Origin of the sequence: Microcoleus sp. T3_A4 (genome assembly GCF_036700465.1) — a bacterium.
Classification (GTDB): Bacteria; Cyanobacteriota; Cyanobacteriia; order Cyanobacteriales; family Microcoleaceae; genus Microcoleus.
Genome location: NZ_JAUBOY010000065.1, coordinates 17,986 through 34,422, shown reverse-complemented (window position 1 = coordinate 34,422; position 16,437 = coordinate 17,986). Strand labels below are relative to the sequence as shown.

General features: G+C 47.4%; 18 protein-coding genes, 1 tRNA gene and 1 pseudogene. 9 read left to right on the top strand and 11 right to left on the bottom strand.

The genetic code is table 11. The features are described 5' to 3' along the window. Positions 1–641 precede the first annotated feature (641 nt). The 5 genes from QUA07_RS26665 to QUA07_RS26645 form a co-directional block, all read right to left on the bottom strand. Complete coding sequence (locus QUA07_RS26665) at positions 642–1,403, bottom strand: DUF72 domain-containing protein (protein ID WP_333331337.1); 762 nt, start codon at positions 1,401–1,403, stop codon at positions 642–644. Positions 1,404–1,490: 87 nt separating this feature from the next. Next, positions 1,491–1,868 (bottom strand): hypothetical protein, encoded by a 378-nt coding sequence (locus tag QUA07_RS26660; RefSeq protein ID WP_333331334.1) that lies wholly within the window; start codon positions 1,866–1,868, stop codon positions 1,491–1,493. 173 nt (positions 1,869–2,041) lie between these two features. Then, positions 2,042–3,091, bottom strand: a complete 1,050-nt coding sequence (ygfZ, locus tag QUA07_RS26655) for a CAF17-like 4Fe-4S cluster assembly/insertion protein YgfZ (protein WP_333331333.1) — start codon at positions 3,089–3,091, stop codon at positions 2,042–2,044. Positions 3,092–3,256: 165 nt separating this feature from the next. Next, entirely contained in the window at positions 3,257–3,640 is a 384-nt protein-coding gene (locus QUA07_RS26650) for a hypothetical protein (RefSeq protein WP_333205002.1), read from the bottom strand. Positions 3,641–3,826: 186 nt separating this feature from the next. Continuing rightward, a tRNA-Val gene (locus QUA07_RS26645) sits at positions 3,827–3,898 on the bottom strand. 72 nt (positions 3,899–3,970) lie between these two features. On the opposite strand from QUA07_RS26645, the gene QUA07_RS26640 reads away from it, so the two are divergent. Both QUA07_RS26640 and mazG read left to right on the top strand, forming a co-directional pair. Further along, the gene (locus QUA07_RS26640) at positions 3,971–4,600 is read left to right on the top strand and encodes a metal-binding protein (protein WP_333331329.1); all 630 of its coding nucleotides are present in this window, start codon (positions 3,971–3,973) and stop codon (positions 4,598–4,600) included. A gap of 66 nt (positions 4,601–4,666) precedes the next feature. Then, positions 4,667–5,494, top strand: a complete 828-nt coding sequence (gene mazG / locus QUA07_RS26635; RefSeq protein ID WP_333331326.1) for a nucleoside triphosphate pyrophosphohydrolase — start codon at positions 4,667–4,669, stop codon at positions 5,492–5,494. 123 nt (positions 5,495–5,617) lie between these two features. Here mazG and QUA07_RS26630 read toward each other — a convergent pair whose 3' ends face one another. After that, complete coding sequence (locus tag QUA07_RS26630) at positions 5,618–6,019, bottom strand: helix-turn-helix transcriptional regulator (RefSeq protein ID WP_333331323.1); 402 nt, start codon at positions 6,017–6,019, stop codon at positions 5,618–5,620. Between the two features lie 18 nt (positions 6,020–6,037). Continuing rightward, on the bottom strand, positions 6,038–6,439 hold the full coding sequence (locus QUA07_RS26625; RefSeq protein WP_190733505.1) for a helix-turn-helix transcriptional regulator: 402 nt from the start codon (positions 6,437–6,439) through the stop codon (positions 6,038–6,040). A 188-nt stretch (positions 6,440–6,627) separates the two neighbouring features. Here QUA07_RS26625 and QUA07_RS26620 point away from each other — a divergent pair, with 188 nt between their 5' ends. Beyond that, positions 6,628–7,011 (top strand): hypothetical protein, encoded by a 384-nt coding sequence (locus tag QUA07_RS26620; RefSeq protein ID WP_333331320.1) that lies wholly within the window; start codon positions 6,628–6,630, stop codon positions 7,009–7,011. A gap of 127 nt (positions 7,012–7,138) precedes the next feature. Here the strand turns inward: QUA07_RS26620 and QUA07_RS26615 are convergent, their stop codons facing one another. Both QUA07_RS26615 and QUA07_RS26610 read right to left on the bottom strand, forming a co-directional pair. Beyond that, positions 7,139–7,624, bottom strand: coding sequence for an allophycocyanin subunit alpha-B (locus QUA07_RS26615; protein WP_333063958.1), 486 nt, complete (start codon positions 7,622–7,624; stop codon positions 7,139–7,141). A 96-nt stretch (positions 7,625–7,720) separates the two neighbouring features. Then, positions 7,721–8,020 (bottom strand): hypothetical protein, encoded by a 300-nt coding sequence (locus tag QUA07_RS26610; protein ID WP_333331316.1) that lies wholly within the window; start codon positions 8,018–8,020, stop codon positions 7,721–7,723. An 86-nt stretch (positions 8,021–8,106) separates the two neighbouring features. On the opposite strand from QUA07_RS26610, the gene rlmD reads away from it, so the two are divergent. The 6 genes and pseudogenes from rlmD to QUA07_RS26585 all read left to right on the top strand — a co-directional run bounded on the left by rlmD (position 8,107) and on the right by QUA07_RS26585 (position 13,994). Then, positions 8,107–9,519 carry a 23S rRNA (uracil(1939)-C(5))-methyltransferase RlmD gene (gene rlmD / locus QUA07_RS26605; RefSeq protein ID WP_333331313.1) on the top strand — a complete coding sequence of 471 codons (1,413 nt, stop codon included), beginning with the start codon at positions 8,107–8,109 and terminating at the stop codon, positions 9,517–9,519. A gap of 164 nt (positions 9,520–9,683) precedes the next feature. Beyond that, positions 9,684–9,800 (top strand): annotated as a pseudogene (locus QUA07_RS30170) (GNAT family N-acetyltransferase); the annotation flags it as partial. A gap of 14 nt (positions 9,801–9,814) precedes the next feature. Next, entirely contained in the window at positions 9,815–11,083 is a 1,269-nt protein-coding gene (locus QUA07_RS26600) for an SPFH domain-containing protein (RefSeq protein ID WP_333331310.1), read from the top strand. A gap of 414 nt (positions 11,084–11,497) precedes the next feature. Then, on the top strand, positions 11,498–11,812 hold the full coding sequence (locus tag QUA07_RS26595) for a YkvA family protein (RefSeq protein ID WP_333286162.1): 315 nt from the start codon (positions 11,498–11,500) through the stop codon (positions 11,810–11,812). 143 nt (positions 11,813–11,955) lie between these two features. Next, positions 11,956–12,996 (top strand): UDP-3-O-(3-hydroxymyristoyl)glucosamine N-acyltransferase, encoded by a 1,041-nt coding sequence (lpxD, locus tag QUA07_RS26590; RefSeq protein ID WP_333331307.1) that lies wholly within the window; start codon positions 11,956–11,958, stop codon positions 12,994–12,996. Between the two features lie 113 nt (positions 12,997–13,109). Further along, positions 13,110–13,994 carry a CPBP family glutamic-type intramembrane protease gene (locus tag QUA07_RS26585; RefSeq protein ID WP_333331304.1) on the top strand — a complete coding sequence of 295 codons (885 nt, stop codon included), beginning with the start codon at positions 13,110–13,112 and terminating at the stop codon, positions 13,992–13,994. 31 nt (positions 13,995–14,025) lie between these two features. On the opposite strand, the gene cbiE is transcribed toward QUA07_RS26585, so the two are convergent. Further along, positions 14,026–15,330 carry a precorrin-6y C5,15-methyltransferase (decarboxylating) subunit CbiE gene (gene cbiE / locus QUA07_RS26580; RefSeq protein ID WP_333331301.1) on the bottom strand — a complete coding sequence of 435 codons (1,305 nt, stop codon included), beginning with the start codon at positions 15,328–15,330 and terminating at the stop codon, positions 14,026–14,028. Between the two features lie 278 nt (positions 15,331–15,608). Beyond that, complete coding sequence (locus tag QUA07_RS26575; RefSeq protein WP_333331343.1) at positions 15,609–16,349, bottom strand: DUF1868 domain-containing protein; 741 nt, start codon at positions 16,347–16,349, stop codon at positions 15,609–15,611. Positions 16,350–16,437: the final 88 nt, after the last annotated feature.

Here is a 16,437-nt window from a genome sequence, read left to right as displayed (position 1 = left end):
TTAATGAACCCTAAACATTTAAGAAATTGGTTTGCTAATTGCTGCTACTGTACCTCATAACAGCGGGAAACGCTGTATAGCCTACTGGAGTGAGCGTAACAGCAAGCTCTATAACGGCAAAACCTCTAAAGCTTTAAAACGGCAAAACCATAAATGTGGAAAATGTGGCTTAAAAATGCTAGGCGATGAAAAGGTGCATCTACATCATGTAGACAGAAACCATAGTAATTGGAAAATAAACAACCTTCTAGCGGTTCACGAAAGCTGCCACGATTACATCCACATGAGCAAAGGCGCAAGTCAAGAACATCGGGAGCTGGGTGCGGTGAAAGTCGCACGCCCAGATCTAACTGAGAGGGGCGGGGAATAATATCCCCCCTCGACTCAACCTGTTTCCGAACGTCAAGCGCACCCTGGGGGATTTGTTTGAAATGGAAGCAAAAGTGCGATCTTGATGTTGAGTTGAATGCGATCGGCTTGTGCTGGGTGATGTTGAGTTGGATGTGCGGGTTCGGGGTGATTGCGATCGTCAAACAACAACCTAGACGAACGCCACCTCCGATTTCTAATTCAGCTTCAGGGAACTGCGGAGCGTTTTTGAATGCGGCCAAAAGAATGGGGACGCTCTCAATTTTCGCTTGTCACGAAGTACCGTTCTCCACAAAAGTTTTTAGCTTTGAAGCGTTGCGAACTGCATTTCCCTCTCCGTCGTTGTTGAAGTAGACGAACACGCTTCGCCCCTGGCTTTCCCACTCGTGGATGCGATCGGTCCACCAACGCAAATCATCATCCGAGTAGGAGCCGCCGTAGAGATTGTTGGGGTCGGGGCCGTGGAGGCGCACATAGACGAATGAACCCGTGGCGCGCAGGATACACGGCAGGTGGGCCCCGCTCATGACGCAGTAAGCCGCTCCTTCGCGTTCTAGCAGCGAAAATACCTCTTCTGTGTGCCAGCTTGGATGTCGGAATTCCACAGCTACTTTGATCCAAGGGGGAACCTGTTCTAGAAAGTAAGCTAGGCGGGCCAAATCGCAGCCGAACTGGGGAGGGAGTTGGACGAGGAGAATACCCAGTCGTGAGCCCAGGCATTCAAGTCCCTCACTCATGCGTTCCAACCACTTTTCTGGCGAGTAAAGACGCTTGGAGTGCGTTAGACCACGGGGCGCTTTTACGGTCATCAGAAATCCTTGGGGGAGGCGCTCTCGCCAGTTAGCAAAGGTAGTGTTTGGTGGCCAGTGGTAGTAGGTGCTATTAACTTCGACGGTTTGATAGTGCTGGATATAGCGATCGAGCCTAGAGCGAGGCGGTAGCTGGTGGGGATAAAGCACACCTTCCCAATGGTCGTAACTCCAGCCTGAAGTCCCGATGTGAACAATCGAATCCGGGTTCATTATCCCTTCCATGATTCGGATTTGGAAATCGCTACTGAACAAACAAAGTCCGCGCAGGCGGACTAATAATATGATATTTGAAAACTGGATGCGATTGAATTACTTGGCTCGATCGCTCCTACCTCGCTCTGCCGCTTTTTCTACTGCTTCCTGTCCCGGCGTAACTGCTTCGCCCCCGTTATCTTTTACCGATTCTATAAATTTTTTGGTACTGGGGGCAATGGGTTGGTCGAGATTCAGCTTTTCTCGGATATTGTCAAGTACACCCGTGGCATCCTTCTCTGTATCGCTTGTTGGCTGCCGATCGGGACGGGCAACTTCGTAAGACTTAGCTTCAGGGGTTAAAGATGTAGCGATCGCTTGCATTTTGTTGCCCGACAATTCCAATTCGGAGCTAAAAATCAGTGCTATTCCTACAGCAAAGATTATTCCTACTCGCAGGCAAGTTTTGACTAAGCGCGATGTAAACTTTTTCATTGAAAAACTCTGTTTTTTCTGTAACGACTTTTATACAGAATAATTGCTGTTTTTTTGTGGTAAATCTATCTAAAGATAGGAATTTGTGTCAATTTATTGGGTTAACGTTAACCCACATCAACCTCAACAAAAAAGTTTTTGGCGCTGCGGCCTCAACAGCCTACCGATCGCAACTACGAACTCAAGAAAGGTACATTTACTACTTCCCCTGACACCGATCCGACTTGCACTTTCAGTCCTTCGCCGCCGGCTTTTGTGCGGATGTAAGCAAGACCAAAAAATCCGGATTCAGTTTCCGTAAAACTGGTGAGTTTGCCGACTTTTTCCTCTCCGATTGTGACTGTTGTTCCGGGTTCAACCGCACCGCTCAACTGCACGCCCCAAAGTTGCTGTTTGACTCCTTTGTAGGTGTTCAACCGGGCAATTGTTTCTTGACCGATGTAGCAGCCTTTGTCATAGGTAATGGTGTGTAAAAGGCGGGCTTCTAAGGGGTTGTAATCGTCTGTGAGTTCAAAATCGGGTGCGGGCCGTCCTTGTTCGATTCGCAGTTGTTCCCAAACTCGATCGCCCATCGGTACAGCCCCAGCTTTGACTAATTCCTGCCATAACTGGGCTGCATCACTTGCTGACGCAATTAACGTGTATCCGGGAGTTGCTAAACCGCTACCAACCGCAACTCGGACTTCCATACCTGCAAAATTTATCAATTTGTGAGTAGCGTAAGGTTGATTTTCTAGTTCGGTAACTCCGATTTTTTCTAGTAGTTGAGTGCTTTCCGGGCCGAGGAAACTGAAAGCAACAGTTGTATCGGTTAAATCTGTTAACTCGACGCGATCCATTGGGAAAATATAGCGATCGAGCAATTCCAGCAATTGGCGGCGGCGGTTGGGCGAAACTAACAGCAGTACGGCATCTTCTTTAGCATAAGCGGTGGCGAGGTCAATCGTCCGGGCGGTGGATGTGACGAAAACCGTGTCGCAACCTTGACCGGGTTTGAGTATATTGAAGTTATTGGTACTTTGATTGTGCAAGAACCGCAGTCGATCGCTATCTGAGATTTGAATGCGTCCCCAGTGAGTGCGATCGTACAAAGCGGCACCTTGTTTCGTTGCTGCGATCGCTTCTGCGTCGTTACCAAAACTGACTGGCACAATTTCTTTGGTTGTTAACTCTGCAAAAGTAGCACCTGCCGCTGCTTGAATGTCGTGCAATTCCTGAATCATAAGATTTTGTTGACTGTTAACTGTTGGCTGTTGACTGATTAGTGTTGACTGATGACTGTTGACTGATGACTGTTAACTGATGAGTGTTGACTGTTGACTGTTCGCTGTTGGCTGGAAAGCTCACCACTGACAACTGACAACTGTCAACTGACAACTGTCAACTGACTATTTGCCCAAATTGGCGAATATTTCTTGTATTAATTGGCTGGCTTTAGCATCAAGACGATTCCAATCTACGTCGCCAGTCTCATCATCAATCAAGCTAGTATCAATTACAACTTCTTGGCTTTGGATTTGACTGTGGGCGGGCTGGTAGTTGACAAAGCAGACTCGATAGCAAAGTTCCCAAATATCGACACATCTTTGCTCGCCTTGAAGCTCTAAAATTAGTTGATAGCCAGGAATGGGAATCTGCACTTCTTGATAAGTACCCGTCCAAACTGACTCCTCTAATTGTTTGCGGATGTTATCGAGCACTCGAATCATCGCTGGCTGCATGAGCAGTTCAGCTTGCTGCCAAGCGATCGGGCTAGTTATTTTAGGCTTCATATACAGGGTTCTAAAAAAGAAAATCAATAAATTAATTTTCTAGCATTGGGTGCCAACTTTTGAAACATCCGCCCCAGAATGTTAAATTTAGTCGTCACCCAATTCAACAGTCAACCCTCAACAGCAACAGCCGTTCTCGGCTTGACGGCTAAAAACGGCTGAAACTGTTGATATTGAGTTATCGGATGGGTAATGTAGGATTTGAACCTACGGCATCCTGCGTGTAAAGCAGGCGCTCTACCACTGAGCTAATCACCCAATTGCACTCACCGGGATTTATCATATCACAGTAACTCAGAAAGATCAAGTAAAAAATATCCTAAACTTTAAATGCCCTCTGGCCGCACCCACGATCAAATAACCATGTGGAGTTTGCCCTTGGTGGCAGCCCTCACCTTTGGCCAGACGAGCAGCAGCAACCTGACTTTGCTCGTTTCCGGCAGTTTCTTATTCGGCGGGCTGATGTTTGGCCCCGACTTGGATATCTACTCTTGCCAGTATCAGCGCTGGGGATGGTTCAAAGCGATTTGGCTCCCGTACCAAAAAAGCCTGCGCCACCGCTCTTTTTTGTCCCACGGCCCTCTGATCGGCACTGCTTTGCGAATATTGTACCTCGCTATCTGGATCGCGGTTCTCGGAATCGTGGGATTGGCAATTGCCGAAAAAGTCGGAAACTTCGGCTGGAATTGGCAGGATGTGGTTTTGAGTTACGGGCGATCGATCTGGGAACACCACATCGAAATTTTAGCCGTTTACATCGGTCTAGAATTGGGCGCTATGAGCCACTATCTGAGCGATTGGGGCGGCTCTGCTTACAAAAGATTCAAAAAGAAAGGATTGAGCGGGTTGCGCCCTCCTAAGACAATTAAAAGGCGCAAAATCCAAGCTCCGACTCGCACATCTAGCAAATCCATAGCAGAAGGCAGAAGGAAGAAGGCAGAAGGAAGAAGGCAGAAGTAATAAAATTAATGGTTGGAGTAACAACGTTATAACCGTCTTGGCGGTTGATATAAAAGGTAAATTATTATGTCTAATTCTGAAAGTCGATCGCTCACAGCACTCAAAGAACTTATAGAAGTTGTGGCTAAATTGCGATCGCCCGACGACGGATGTCCCTGGGATTTAGCCCAAACTCCCCAAACTCTAATTCCTCACATCATCGAAGAAGCTTATGAAACCGCCGATGCGATTCGCAAAGGAGATAAAGATGCGATCGTCGAAGAATTGGGCGATTTACTGTTACAGGTAATTCTACAAGCTCAAATTGCCAGCGAATCCAATCAATTTACCTTCGCCGAAATCGCTGCAGGCATTACAGAAAAACTAATTCGGCGACATCCCCACGTCTTTGGCGATGTCGAACTCAACAGCGTTGATGAAGTCAACGAAAACTGGGAAAAAATCAAAGCTGCTGAAAAAGGCACAACTTTGGAAAAGCCGCCAACTTTAGCCTCAAAAATGAGCCGTTATGCCAGCACTTTGCCGCCAATCACCGCCGGGATGAAAATCTCTCAAAAAGCTGCGGAAGTGAGTTTTGATTGGGACAGTGTAGAGGGCGTTTGGGATAAATTTCACGAAGAAATGGCAGAATTTGAACACGCTCTCAAACACGAGGATAAGGCAGCGCAGCAGTCGGAATTGGGAGATATTATGTTTGTGTTGATTCAATTAGCTCGCTGGTACGATTTAGATCCGTCGGCTGCTTTGCAAGGAACAAACGATCGCTTCGTGCAGCGGTTTGCGAAGGTAGAGGCTGCGTGCGATCGACCTTTGTCAGATTATGCCCCAGAAGAGTTAGAATCTCTGTGGCAGCAAGCTAAAGCTTTAATTGCTAAACAAAAGGGCGATGCGTAATATCAAATCCGTTGGTATCAGAATGATTAATCTCTATCTTCTCTAACTCTGCGCCCTCTGCGCCCTCTGCGGTTAAAAACTCCCAATCTAACTAATTTTCTTTAATCAGACATCAAAAATCAACTACTCGTAGAGCTTCGCATCGTTGTATGGGGGATGTTCGCAAGCGATATAAAGCGCATTTGTCGGTTCCAGGGCTTCCCCAGTCACCGGATCGATCGGCTTGAGGACAAAGCATAACAGAGAGAGCGATCGCCAATCCAAATTATCCAGCTTCCCACGTTCGTAACGGTTGACTGTGGCGGCACTGATACCCACATCTTTGGGTACAGGTTGATTTGTCGCTGTGAACAGCGCCTCTTCATATCCCTTTGTTTTGAACTCTGTTTCGCTGACAGACCAGCCTGTTGTCTGTCTTGCTGCTTTTAAAATCTTCCCCAAACGCATCCGCCCCGTTTCAGTGAAGCGAACGGGACGCAATTCCTGCCGATTATCTACCACAGCTTTGTTAGAGAGTTCTGACATTACCTATCTGCAAATAATCTAGTCATAGAGCTTCGCATCGTTGTATGGGGGATGTTCGCACGCGATATATAAAGCATTTGTCGGTTCCAGGGCTTCCCCTGTCACCGGATCGATCGGCTTGAGGACAAAGCATAACAGAGAGAGTGATCGCCAATCCAAACTTTCTAACTTCCCGCGTTCGTAGCGACTAACAGTAGCATTACTAATACCGACATCTTTTGGTACAGGATCTCCGGCTGTCCGAAACAGAGCGGCCTCGTATTCTTTTGTAACCATTTCTGTTTCAATAATTGACCAGCCCCGAATCTCTCTAGCTGCTTTCAGAAGTTTGCCCAATCTACCGCGTCCCGTATCCGTAAATCGCACAGGGCGCAGTTTTTCCTGATCGACGACAGCCTTAAAGTCAAGAAATCCCGGCATTTTACAGATCCAATTTAACTCTTAAGCTAGCTGTACTTTTGCCTTGCTCAAGGCAGCACACAGGGTTTGAGCATTACACATTTAGAAACATTACTGCAACTTCTCTGCATTCGTGTAGAATGATATGATATAGTAAGATACAAAGACGAACACCTACTAACTCACCCAGGTTCAGGAGTGACTCAGCCATGACAGCACTGTTTCGCCGCATCCAACCCTCGAAAAAGCTCCGCATCACCGTCAGGTCGATCGCCCAACTGCTCAAAATCAGCCAAAATCAAATTAAGCGAATCGAATCCTGGGCTTTCGTGGTTTTCGTGCATCGGCGGGACAGAGGCGGACAATTTCTCAGCTACCGGAAGCTGGAAGAATGGCAAAATGCGATCGCTCATCATATCCAAACCTGCCCCAGCCTTGGAGAACTCTCGCAGCTCAAAACATCCATTCACTACGACAGCCGGAAATTCAAAAAACAATCTCTCCCAAAAACACTTGACTTTTTAATTCAAATGTGCATGGAAAGACAAGACGAACTCAACATCTGGGAAAGCTTAAACAGCATTGCTTCCTAGCAGAAATTAGGCAGATTTCCTTTCCCAAAACAGAAGCGAAACATTTGCGAGCAATTGCGAGATAAAATCACCCCAAAAATCACCCGCGAATGCTCCGCTACATTGATGAAAGCAATCACCAAAGCAATTAAGACATTGCTTGAGCGATATAATCAAAATAAGGAGCTGCTTCCTTAGCATCCTCCTGATTGAGCAAAGCCAAAGAAGCTTCCTTCAAACAGCGGATAGCTTCGACCATGCCAGGAACAGGAACGCCCAGAGAATTATACATTTCCCGAACGCCAATCAAACCGATGCTTTCGATCGGCTCCTTGTCACCCGCCAAGATACCGTAGGTAATCAGGCGCAAGTACCAGCCGTAGTCGCGCAGACACAAAGCCCGTTCGCGCTGGCCGTAAGCATTGCCCCCAGGAGAGATAAAATCAGGGCGTTTTTTCCAGAGTTTTTTGCTAGCTTCTTCAACAATTTTTTTCTCACTGTCAGACAGCGCAGTAGCAATACGCACCCGCTGTTCTCCGGTTTTAAAAAAATCTTTGATGCTTTGAAGTTCGCCGGTACTGGGATAGCGAAGTTCGTCGTCGGCTTGGAGAATTAATTGGCTAACTACGCTCATTGTTATTCAAAAAAATTGAGGATATTTGAGAGTAAGATTAATTGACCTTCTCATCCCTTAAAGATGAGATTCTTGGTTGGGCGATTTATTTTGCTTCTAACATTTATCAACATTAGAAGTAGCGGGTAAATCTCCGCAAACGTTATGCTTGATGTTCAAGCCAGTTTCCCTGTGTTCCAGGGTACTGCGGGAAAAACTCAAAAACTGCGAGTGAGAGTTTTGATGTCGGCAGACACTTTGACTGTTTAACGAGTTTTTGCTACGTCGCCCCAACAGCATATCGCACAGGATCGATCGGGGCAACTCACGGCAGGCTTGACTTGCCGGTTGAAGCTTGGCTTTAGCAGCAAGACGTTCAGCAGCAGGAATACAGCCTGCTATTGAGCTTGAGTGCAATGGATGGAGCCCCGCTTCGCTACGACTTATCTCAGGAAAGAGAGAGCGATATTGCATTACCATATTAAATCCTACCACGACTACTTGTGACCAAATCTAAATTCCCAACCCCAAACTCGACGAAATTGGCAAACCCTTGCCAGCAAGGTCAACTGATTGAGATAGAGATTACCGACTTGACAGACACCGGCGACGGAGTTGGTCGTTTTGGTGAGTTAGTAGTGTTTGTGCCCGATACCGTGACGGGCGATCGAGTCCTTGTCCGCCTCGTGCAAGTCAAATCCACCTATGCTACAGGCAAGCTGGACACACTTCTGGAAGCCTCCGAACACCGCATTCGAGCTAACTGCATTGTCGCTGACAAGTGCGGTGGCTGTCAGTGGCAGCACGTAGATTATCAATATCAGCTTGCAGCCAAGCAAAATCAAATCATTCAAGCCTTAGAACGGATTGGCGGATTTAGCAATCCGCAAGTTGATGAAATTTTAACTGGAAAAATCGAGGGATTTCCTCAATTTTTGGGATACCGCAACAAAGCGACTTATCCCATGGCAATATCTGCAACAGGTCAAGTCCAAGCAGGTTACTATCAAAAAAGCACCCACAAATTAGTCAATCTCAATCAGTGTCCGGTGCAAGATCCGCGCCTCAATCCTTTGTTAAAAGAAGTCAAAGAAGACATCCACTGGCGGGATTGGCAAGTCTACGATGAAAAGAAACATACAGGAGAATTGCGTCACTTGTCCTTGCGAATCGGACGGCGCACCGGGGAGATGCTGCTAACTTTAATAGTTCGCACTGGAGACTTGCCGGGACTCGAAGAGCAAGCATCAGAGTGGCTGAAACAATATCCTCAACTGGCAGGTGTTTGTTTGAATATAAATCCCGCTCAAACTAATGTAATTTTTGGTGTCGAAACTCGTTGCCTTGCGGGTCGTTCTTATCTGCGAGAAAGTTTTGCTGGTTTGAAATTTCAGCTAAGGGCTGATACTTTTTTCCAGGTTAATACAGAGGCGGCTGAAGCGTTGTTAGAGGTGATGGTAGGCGAATTGAATTTGCAAGGAAACGAGGTTTTGGTTGACGCTTACTGCGGCATTGGTACTTTTACTTTACCCTTGGCAAAACAAGTAAAAATAGCCATTGGTTTAGAAGTGCAATCGGCGGCGATCGAACAAGCCCAATTAAATGCTGAGTTAAATGACGTGAGAAATGTCGATTTTCAAGCGGGAACTGTAGAGAGTTTGCTGCCTTCCTTGGGATTGACACCGGATATTGTGCTGTTAGATCCGCCGAGGAAAGGTTGTGATCGCGCGGTTTTGGAAGCTATCAAGGAAATCAAACCAAATCGCATTGTTTATGTTAGCTGCAAGCCTGCTACTTTGGCTCGCGACCTCAAGATTTTGTGCGAAAATGGGGATTATAAGTTAGCGCGAGTGCAGCCGGCGGATTTCTTTCCTCAGACTTCTCATGTTGAGTGTGCGGCTTTTGTGGTGCGGTAAATCAAAAGGGCGATCGACCCACTAGATTTATTGCATAAATCTTTGATTGATGGGGAAACCGCAGATAATTTCAAGATTGTTGGCGAATGTATGCACTTTAAGACTCGTGATTAAGTGCGTACAAATAGATATAAGCTGGGGGCATGAGTTGAGCAACTGAAACAGCGTTTGCTATCTTAGAATACGGGTTTCAAACTCTCGGACTCGATCGCATTGTAGCGCTTTCTAAATCTGAAAATATTGCTTCCCGGCGGGTGATGGCAAAAGTGGGAATGCAGTAGGAACAGAAGGTGGATTGCTGGGGTGCAAACTCGATCGAGTCCGGCCTGAATCGCGGGGAGTCCAGAAGTATAGAATAGAGGTTGCGAAACCGGCACACCGCCCGATCGCTCACCCCCAGCAATTTGTTACCCTAAAAATAGAATCGAACCTCCCTCAACTCCCTCCCATGAACAACGCTTCTCCCCTGATTCAAACCGTCACACCCGAACGCTGGGCCGGCTTTAGCATGGACTTTATAGGGGCGGGTTACACGGGTGTGTTGGTCAAAAACGGCCGCGCCGTGCGTACCCTGAAATCCGGGCGGCATTTCAGCTTTGCCCTTCCCCTGCTGGAACAGTCTCAAATTGTCCTCGTAGACACCAAACTCCGCAATTTGGAGGTGCAGTCGCACGGAGATTTTTTGTCTAAGGATCGATTTTTAATTGATGCCACCCTGACTGTTATTTATCAAGTTATAGATCCGAAACGAGTAGCTTTGGAATTGTCCGATCCTATAGGTGCTTTAGCAAGTGCAGTAAAAGATTGTATGGGATTAGCGATCGGGCAAATACCCCTACAACAGCTTATCAGTCAAGGACGGCTGTTGCTGCGCCAAAATTTGCTCGATCGCGTCCAAGATTTTTATACCCTAGGTTTTAACTTAGAAGACGTGCGAATTGGCGATGTCAGCTTTCCCGAAACCAACGGAGTTATTCGCCAAGTTGAGGGAATGAGTGCCCGACAAGAAGCAGAAAATGCCGCCGCCCTGCAAATGAGAATTGCCGAAGCAGGCCGTCCGATTGTTCCTCAATCTCCCGTACAGCAGTTAAACTTAATTTCAGGTAATTCTCCTGCGAGTCTTCCAGCTTCAGACACAGCAGCAGGGTTCGATCGCGATTTACAACAACTAACACAACAACTTGCTCAAAACAGCCTCCCTGCTGGGAGAAATCCTCCCCAACTTGCACCAACCGTACTCGCAAGCAGCGATCGCCAAACAACCGCATATTTAATCTACAAACTTTCTGGAGAAGCGATCGCCCTAACAGCAAATCCCTTTACAATTGGACGCGAACCAACCAACACTTTAGTATTACAAGATCCGCAAAGTTCGCGCTACCACGCTCAAATCCGCCGGGCCAATGACGAACTTGGCAAACAGCGGTATCAGCTTGTCGATAGCGGCAGTTCCAACGGCACTTTTGTAGGGGGCCAGAGGCTGGCTGCTAACGAGCCTTTTTGGCTACCCAATGGCTGCGAAATTGCGATCGGCGACCAAAAATGGATCTTTCAAAATTCGTGAGAGAGAGAGATGAAGATTTGTTTAAACAGCAGATAAACACAGATAAATCCCATCGGCGTTCATCTGTGTTTATCTGTTGACATCTGCGGTTGAAAAATCCCAATCTAAGTAACTTGCTTTAATCACGATATACAAGTAATAGATGCCGAATCTACCGTCAACAATATGAATGTTTTTTTAAACCGCAGATAAACGCAGATAAACACAGATAAATTCCATCGCCTTTCATCTGTCAGGTTTCTGTAGGGGCGTTGTCAAGAGTCCCCGCCCTTTCAACACAGCTTGACAACTTCTCCCTCCCCAATTCCCTATACTCTCAGGTAGAAGTCTCTTGCCAACCCTAGGGGGGATATCTCCACAAGCATTTCGAGCGACAATTTGTCAAGATGGAAAATATAAGTAGAGGACAACCACATGAACTTTTCTATACAATCTGTTTACAACTGGTACCGCGACACCCTCCGCAACCCCAAATACCGCTGGTGGATTATTCTGGGAACGCTGGCATATTTGGTAAGCCCGATCGACATTGCCCCAGACTTTCTCCCCGTCATCGGACAAATTGACGATGTGGCAATTGCTGTCTTGCTGATTTCCGAAGTGTCCCAAATGGCGATCGACTACTTTAAATCCCGCCAAACAGAGACAGCCTCAGCATCCGAAGCCACCGGCAGCCCTTCTGAAGCCAAAGGCAGCACCGTTGACGTAGATGCAGTTTCTGTACAATAATTGCCAAAAATAATCGAGCGCTACAACCCCGATTTCTTGGAGAAGTCGGGGTTTTTGTTTTTTAAATAGCAACTGCTCAGATCGTGCTCCAAAGCTGGTACTTTTAACTATGATCCATCTGTGCTAACAACAAATTTTTATAGATGAAGTTTAGCGAAATAGTACAAAAACTTAACTTAGCCACCAGTCGCACCCTCACAGCGTCGGTTGCTACCGATCCAGAAATTACAGGTGCTGCCCCTGTTGATGAAGCTCCATCGGGCACAATCAGTTATATAGAAGGTGCTAAATTTGCCGTTCATACAGCCACTACAAATGCTTCGGCTTTAATTTTACCCTTAGATGAAAGTCTCCAAGCTCAATGTAACGATCGCAACATTGCTTGGATTGCCGCACCCGATCCGCGATTGCTGTTTGCTGAAACGATCGCCATTTTCTATCAACCGTTTCGCCCAGCATCCGAAATTCATCCCTCAGCCGTCGTTCACCCCTCAGCAGAAATTGGTGAAAATGTCTATATCGGCCCCCACGTCGTTATTCAAGCAAAAGTCAAAATTGGCAGCAATGTTTGCATTCATCCAAATGTTGTAATTTACCCAGATGCGGAAATAGGCGCAGGCACTGTTTTACACGCTAATTGTGTCATCCACGAACGTACTCGCATCGGGGCAAATTGCGTGATTCACAGCGGTGCGGCGATCGGTTCCGAAGGTTTTGGGTTCGTGCCGACAGCCACAGGATGGGTGAAAATGGAGCAGTCTGGCTGCACTGTATTAGAAGAGGGCGTTGAGGTTGGCTGCAACAGCACGATCGACAGGCCCGCTGTCGGAGAAACCCGCATCGGCCAAAATACAAAAATTGACAATTTAGTACAGGTAGGTCATGGCTGTCAAGTAGGGAAAAATTGCGCGTTTGCCGCTCACGTTGGCATGGCTGGCGGGGTGAAAATTGGCAACAATGTAATTTTGGCAGGCCAAGTGGGAATTGCTAATCAAGCCAAAATCGGAGATGGGGCGATCGCCACTGCTAAAGCCGGAATTCACAGCGACGTGCCCGCAGGTGCGATCGTGACGGGCGTTCCAGCAATTCCCCACAAACTATTTCTCAAAGCCGCAGCCGTATACAACCGTTTGCCGGAAATGTACCAGTCTTTGAGGCAAATTCAGCGCAAGCTCGATCGGTAGTCATTAGTAATTAATCATTAGTCATTAGTTAACAGTCAACAGTCAACAGTCAACAGTCAACAGTCAACAGTCAACAGCCAACAGTCAACAGTATTATAGTTGCAACCCCTTAAATGTGGAATAGCATAACCAATCTGCGACTGCTGTCGCCGTCAATACCAGCAATTGTCAAAATAATCTTGTTTTTCTCAACTTGGATTGTTGTGTGGCTTCCCGCAGCGATTGTGCTGGCGATCGCCCTCAAATGGCATCCGCCCCAACCCTTGGAAAACAAAAAACTACCTTTACTAGCTTCCCTCTACGTGATTGTCCCCTTCATTTTATGGGCGACAAGTTGGATCGAAAACACATCTTTTGTTAACTGGGGTTGGGATTGGCAACCCGCAGTTTTGATGTCATTAATGTGGGGATTAGGATTTGGAATAATCAGCTTAGTAATTTTATTCGGTATGCAATTAAGCGCAGGCTGGATCGAGCTACAAATTGGGGAAATATCCACTGAAACAGGCGAAAAAAAAAATAATCCTTGGGCTTTAATTTTTAACCCTGCTAGTCTGCTGACTCTGTTATTAGGAATGTGGATTAGTGCCACAGAAGAGTTAATCTTTCGCGGCTGCTTGCAAACAATCCTCCAGCAAGATTACTCAGTGCTAATCGCCGCAGCGATCGCCAGTTTCATTTTTGCGATCGCCCACCTAATTTGGGCCGCAAAAGAAACTCTACCGCAACTGCCGGGATTGTGGCTGATGGGGATGGTTTTAACCTTAGCCCGCATCGCCGACAATGGCAGTTTAGGATTGGCGATCGGCATTCACGCAGCTTGGATTTGGGGTATAACTACTGTAGATACAGAAGGCGCAATTAAACCTACTTCTAGTGTACCAGAATGGATTACAGGAATAGCAGCGAAACCGCTAGCAGGTGCAGCCGGCATTTTATTGCTATTAGGAACCGCAACCTTACTCTTCCTGACTCAAATCAGCGTTAATCAGCGCTAATCAGTTTAAATCAGCGGTAAAAATTCCGACATTAATTCAAGTGTCGATCGATCGTCACAATCGAAACCGGCCGCAACGCATCAAAACGAGTTGAATTCCCCCCAGCCACAGAACGAGATAACTGCACTTGCATGATTCGGTAACTCCAGTGCGGTTCCCGGCGCACCCGATCGCCCATCCAGCTCAAAACAGTAGCAATATCCTCAAAAGCATCCAAAGCCAACACGAGCGAGCCTCCAGGGAGCAGCCGCAGCGCGCAAACGCCCAAAATTTTAGTCAACCCTCCGCCACTACCGCCAATAAAAATCCGGTGCGGAGGACGCAAGCGGTGCAAGATTTCCGGGGCGGTTCCGTTAATCGAAAACACATTTTGCAGCCCAAAACGGCCATAGTTGAACTCGATCGCAGAAGTACCAGAAACTGTTTGTTCGATCGCGTAAACCTCAGACTGCGGGAATAAACGAGCAATCTCGATCGACACAGAACCGTTACCAGCACCCACATCCCAGACAACTTGTCCCGATTGCAAAGCCAATTGTGCCAACACCAACACCCGCACTTCCCGTTCAACCGTCAAACCCGGCTTGTCGCCACAACCGATAAAAGCTGCATCCGGTATTCCCAACAAAGGCAACTTTTCCAAATCCAAAGGTTCTGCCCTCGGCGGAGGTTCCCGCAGCATCACAACCACGCTCAGCGGTGCAAAAGACTCTCTCAGCAAAGCTTCCAGAGACTTGGGGCTTACCCGTTCCTCGGCCGCCCCCAAATTTTCGCAAACCCAAAACTTATAGCGTGTCGGCAAATCTAGAGCTTTCACCAAACTTGCCAGTACAGCAGGAGTGTGAGCTTCGTCCGCCAGCACCGCAATCTTCTCCACACCGAGCTTCAGCTTCGCCGTCAGCTCCTCAAAATAGCGTCCTTGAGAGCCTACACAATGAGCATCTTGCCAAGGGATTCTCAAGCGATTAAAAGCCAACTGCACAGAACTGACATGGGGGTGAAAAGTTAATTTTTCGGGTGGCAATTGGGCAATTAACAACTTTCCCCAGCCGTAGAACAGGGGGTCTCCCGCCACTAAAATTACGATCGGTCGATCGCGGGGTTCCACCGTCCCTGCAGAGGGTTCTAATTCGGGTTCAGTCGCCCACCAGCGCCGAATTTCCAGAATTCCTTCGGTCAAATCTTCCAACGCCCAGCGCTCTCCGTCGTGCTGGGGAAAATAGCTCAAATGGCGCTCGCTCCCTATTAGCAGAGCGGCCATTTCTACAACCTGCCGCGCCGATTCGCTCAGCCCCGCAGATCCATCTAAACCTATACCAACAACGTGTACTTTCACTTTTTAAGCAAAAAGTTAAAAACCAGAATTACTGATTTTTCCTGGTTTTTCATAAATTTTTCCCTTGACTTTACTGTCAAACAAAAATAATTAAAGCATTTAATAGCCAATATCCTGACTATTGTCACAGGGGAGAGGGGAGAGGGGGCGAGAGAGTGGGAGAGTGGGAGATGGGGAGAGTGGGAGATGGGAAAAAATCTTCACATCGAGCCTCTTCCCTCTTCCCTCTTTCCTCTTTCCTCTTTCCTCTTCCTTCTTCCCTCTTCCCTCTGCCTTCGTTAAAACTCAAAAACAGGCCATTCCGGTTGTCGGAGATAGGTGGTCATGTCGTCAAACTTCCGCAGTTCCACTCGGTGTACGGACTGTTCTTGCGGCGTGTCCAGCCATTGCTCGTTCAACTCTGACAGCAAAGCGCACAAGCGATCGCGGTCAAGGTTCTGCCCGATGTCCCCAAAATAAGCCAGAGTAATGTGGGCCGTAAAATGATATTGCTGTTCAATTCCCAAAGCCATTAAATCGGGATTTTGATAGATCGATCGGCGAAACTCCAGAATTTGCTTGTAAGAGTTTTCGTCCGTCGGTGCTAAACAAACACCCACAGCTCTAGTCATCACCATCAACCCCAGCACTGTCCAGCGAATGGGAGCGCCGCCCGCCAAGGGTTTGCAGGCGGCAAAACGATCGGCCATGCGCGAGCGCAGTTGCTCCTCAAATTCGGGATTTTTATCACAGGCATCTCGAAAAGCGCTGCTCCAAATCAAATCGGCTACGGTTAAATGGAAGGTATCAGGAGGCAGTGCCACGATCGCACCGTCCGCTATTTCCTGCAATAGCCGTTGTTGGATCGAGTGCAAATTACTATAAAGTGCAGCATTTTCTGCATCTTCCCCAGCAGGCGGCGTAATCACCGAATAACCCGGAAAAGGTACAGGAGCTCTCCGGCCAGCTTCGTCCGGCTTAAATTTTGGAGATTCCTGAATGTGTTCCACCTGGGACTTGTAGGAGTCCAGCAGCGTCATTCGCGCCACCCGATTTACGTAAGCTTGATAAGTATCATCCAATCTTGATTTCCTCGCGGTGACAAACTCCCACACCAAATTTTATATT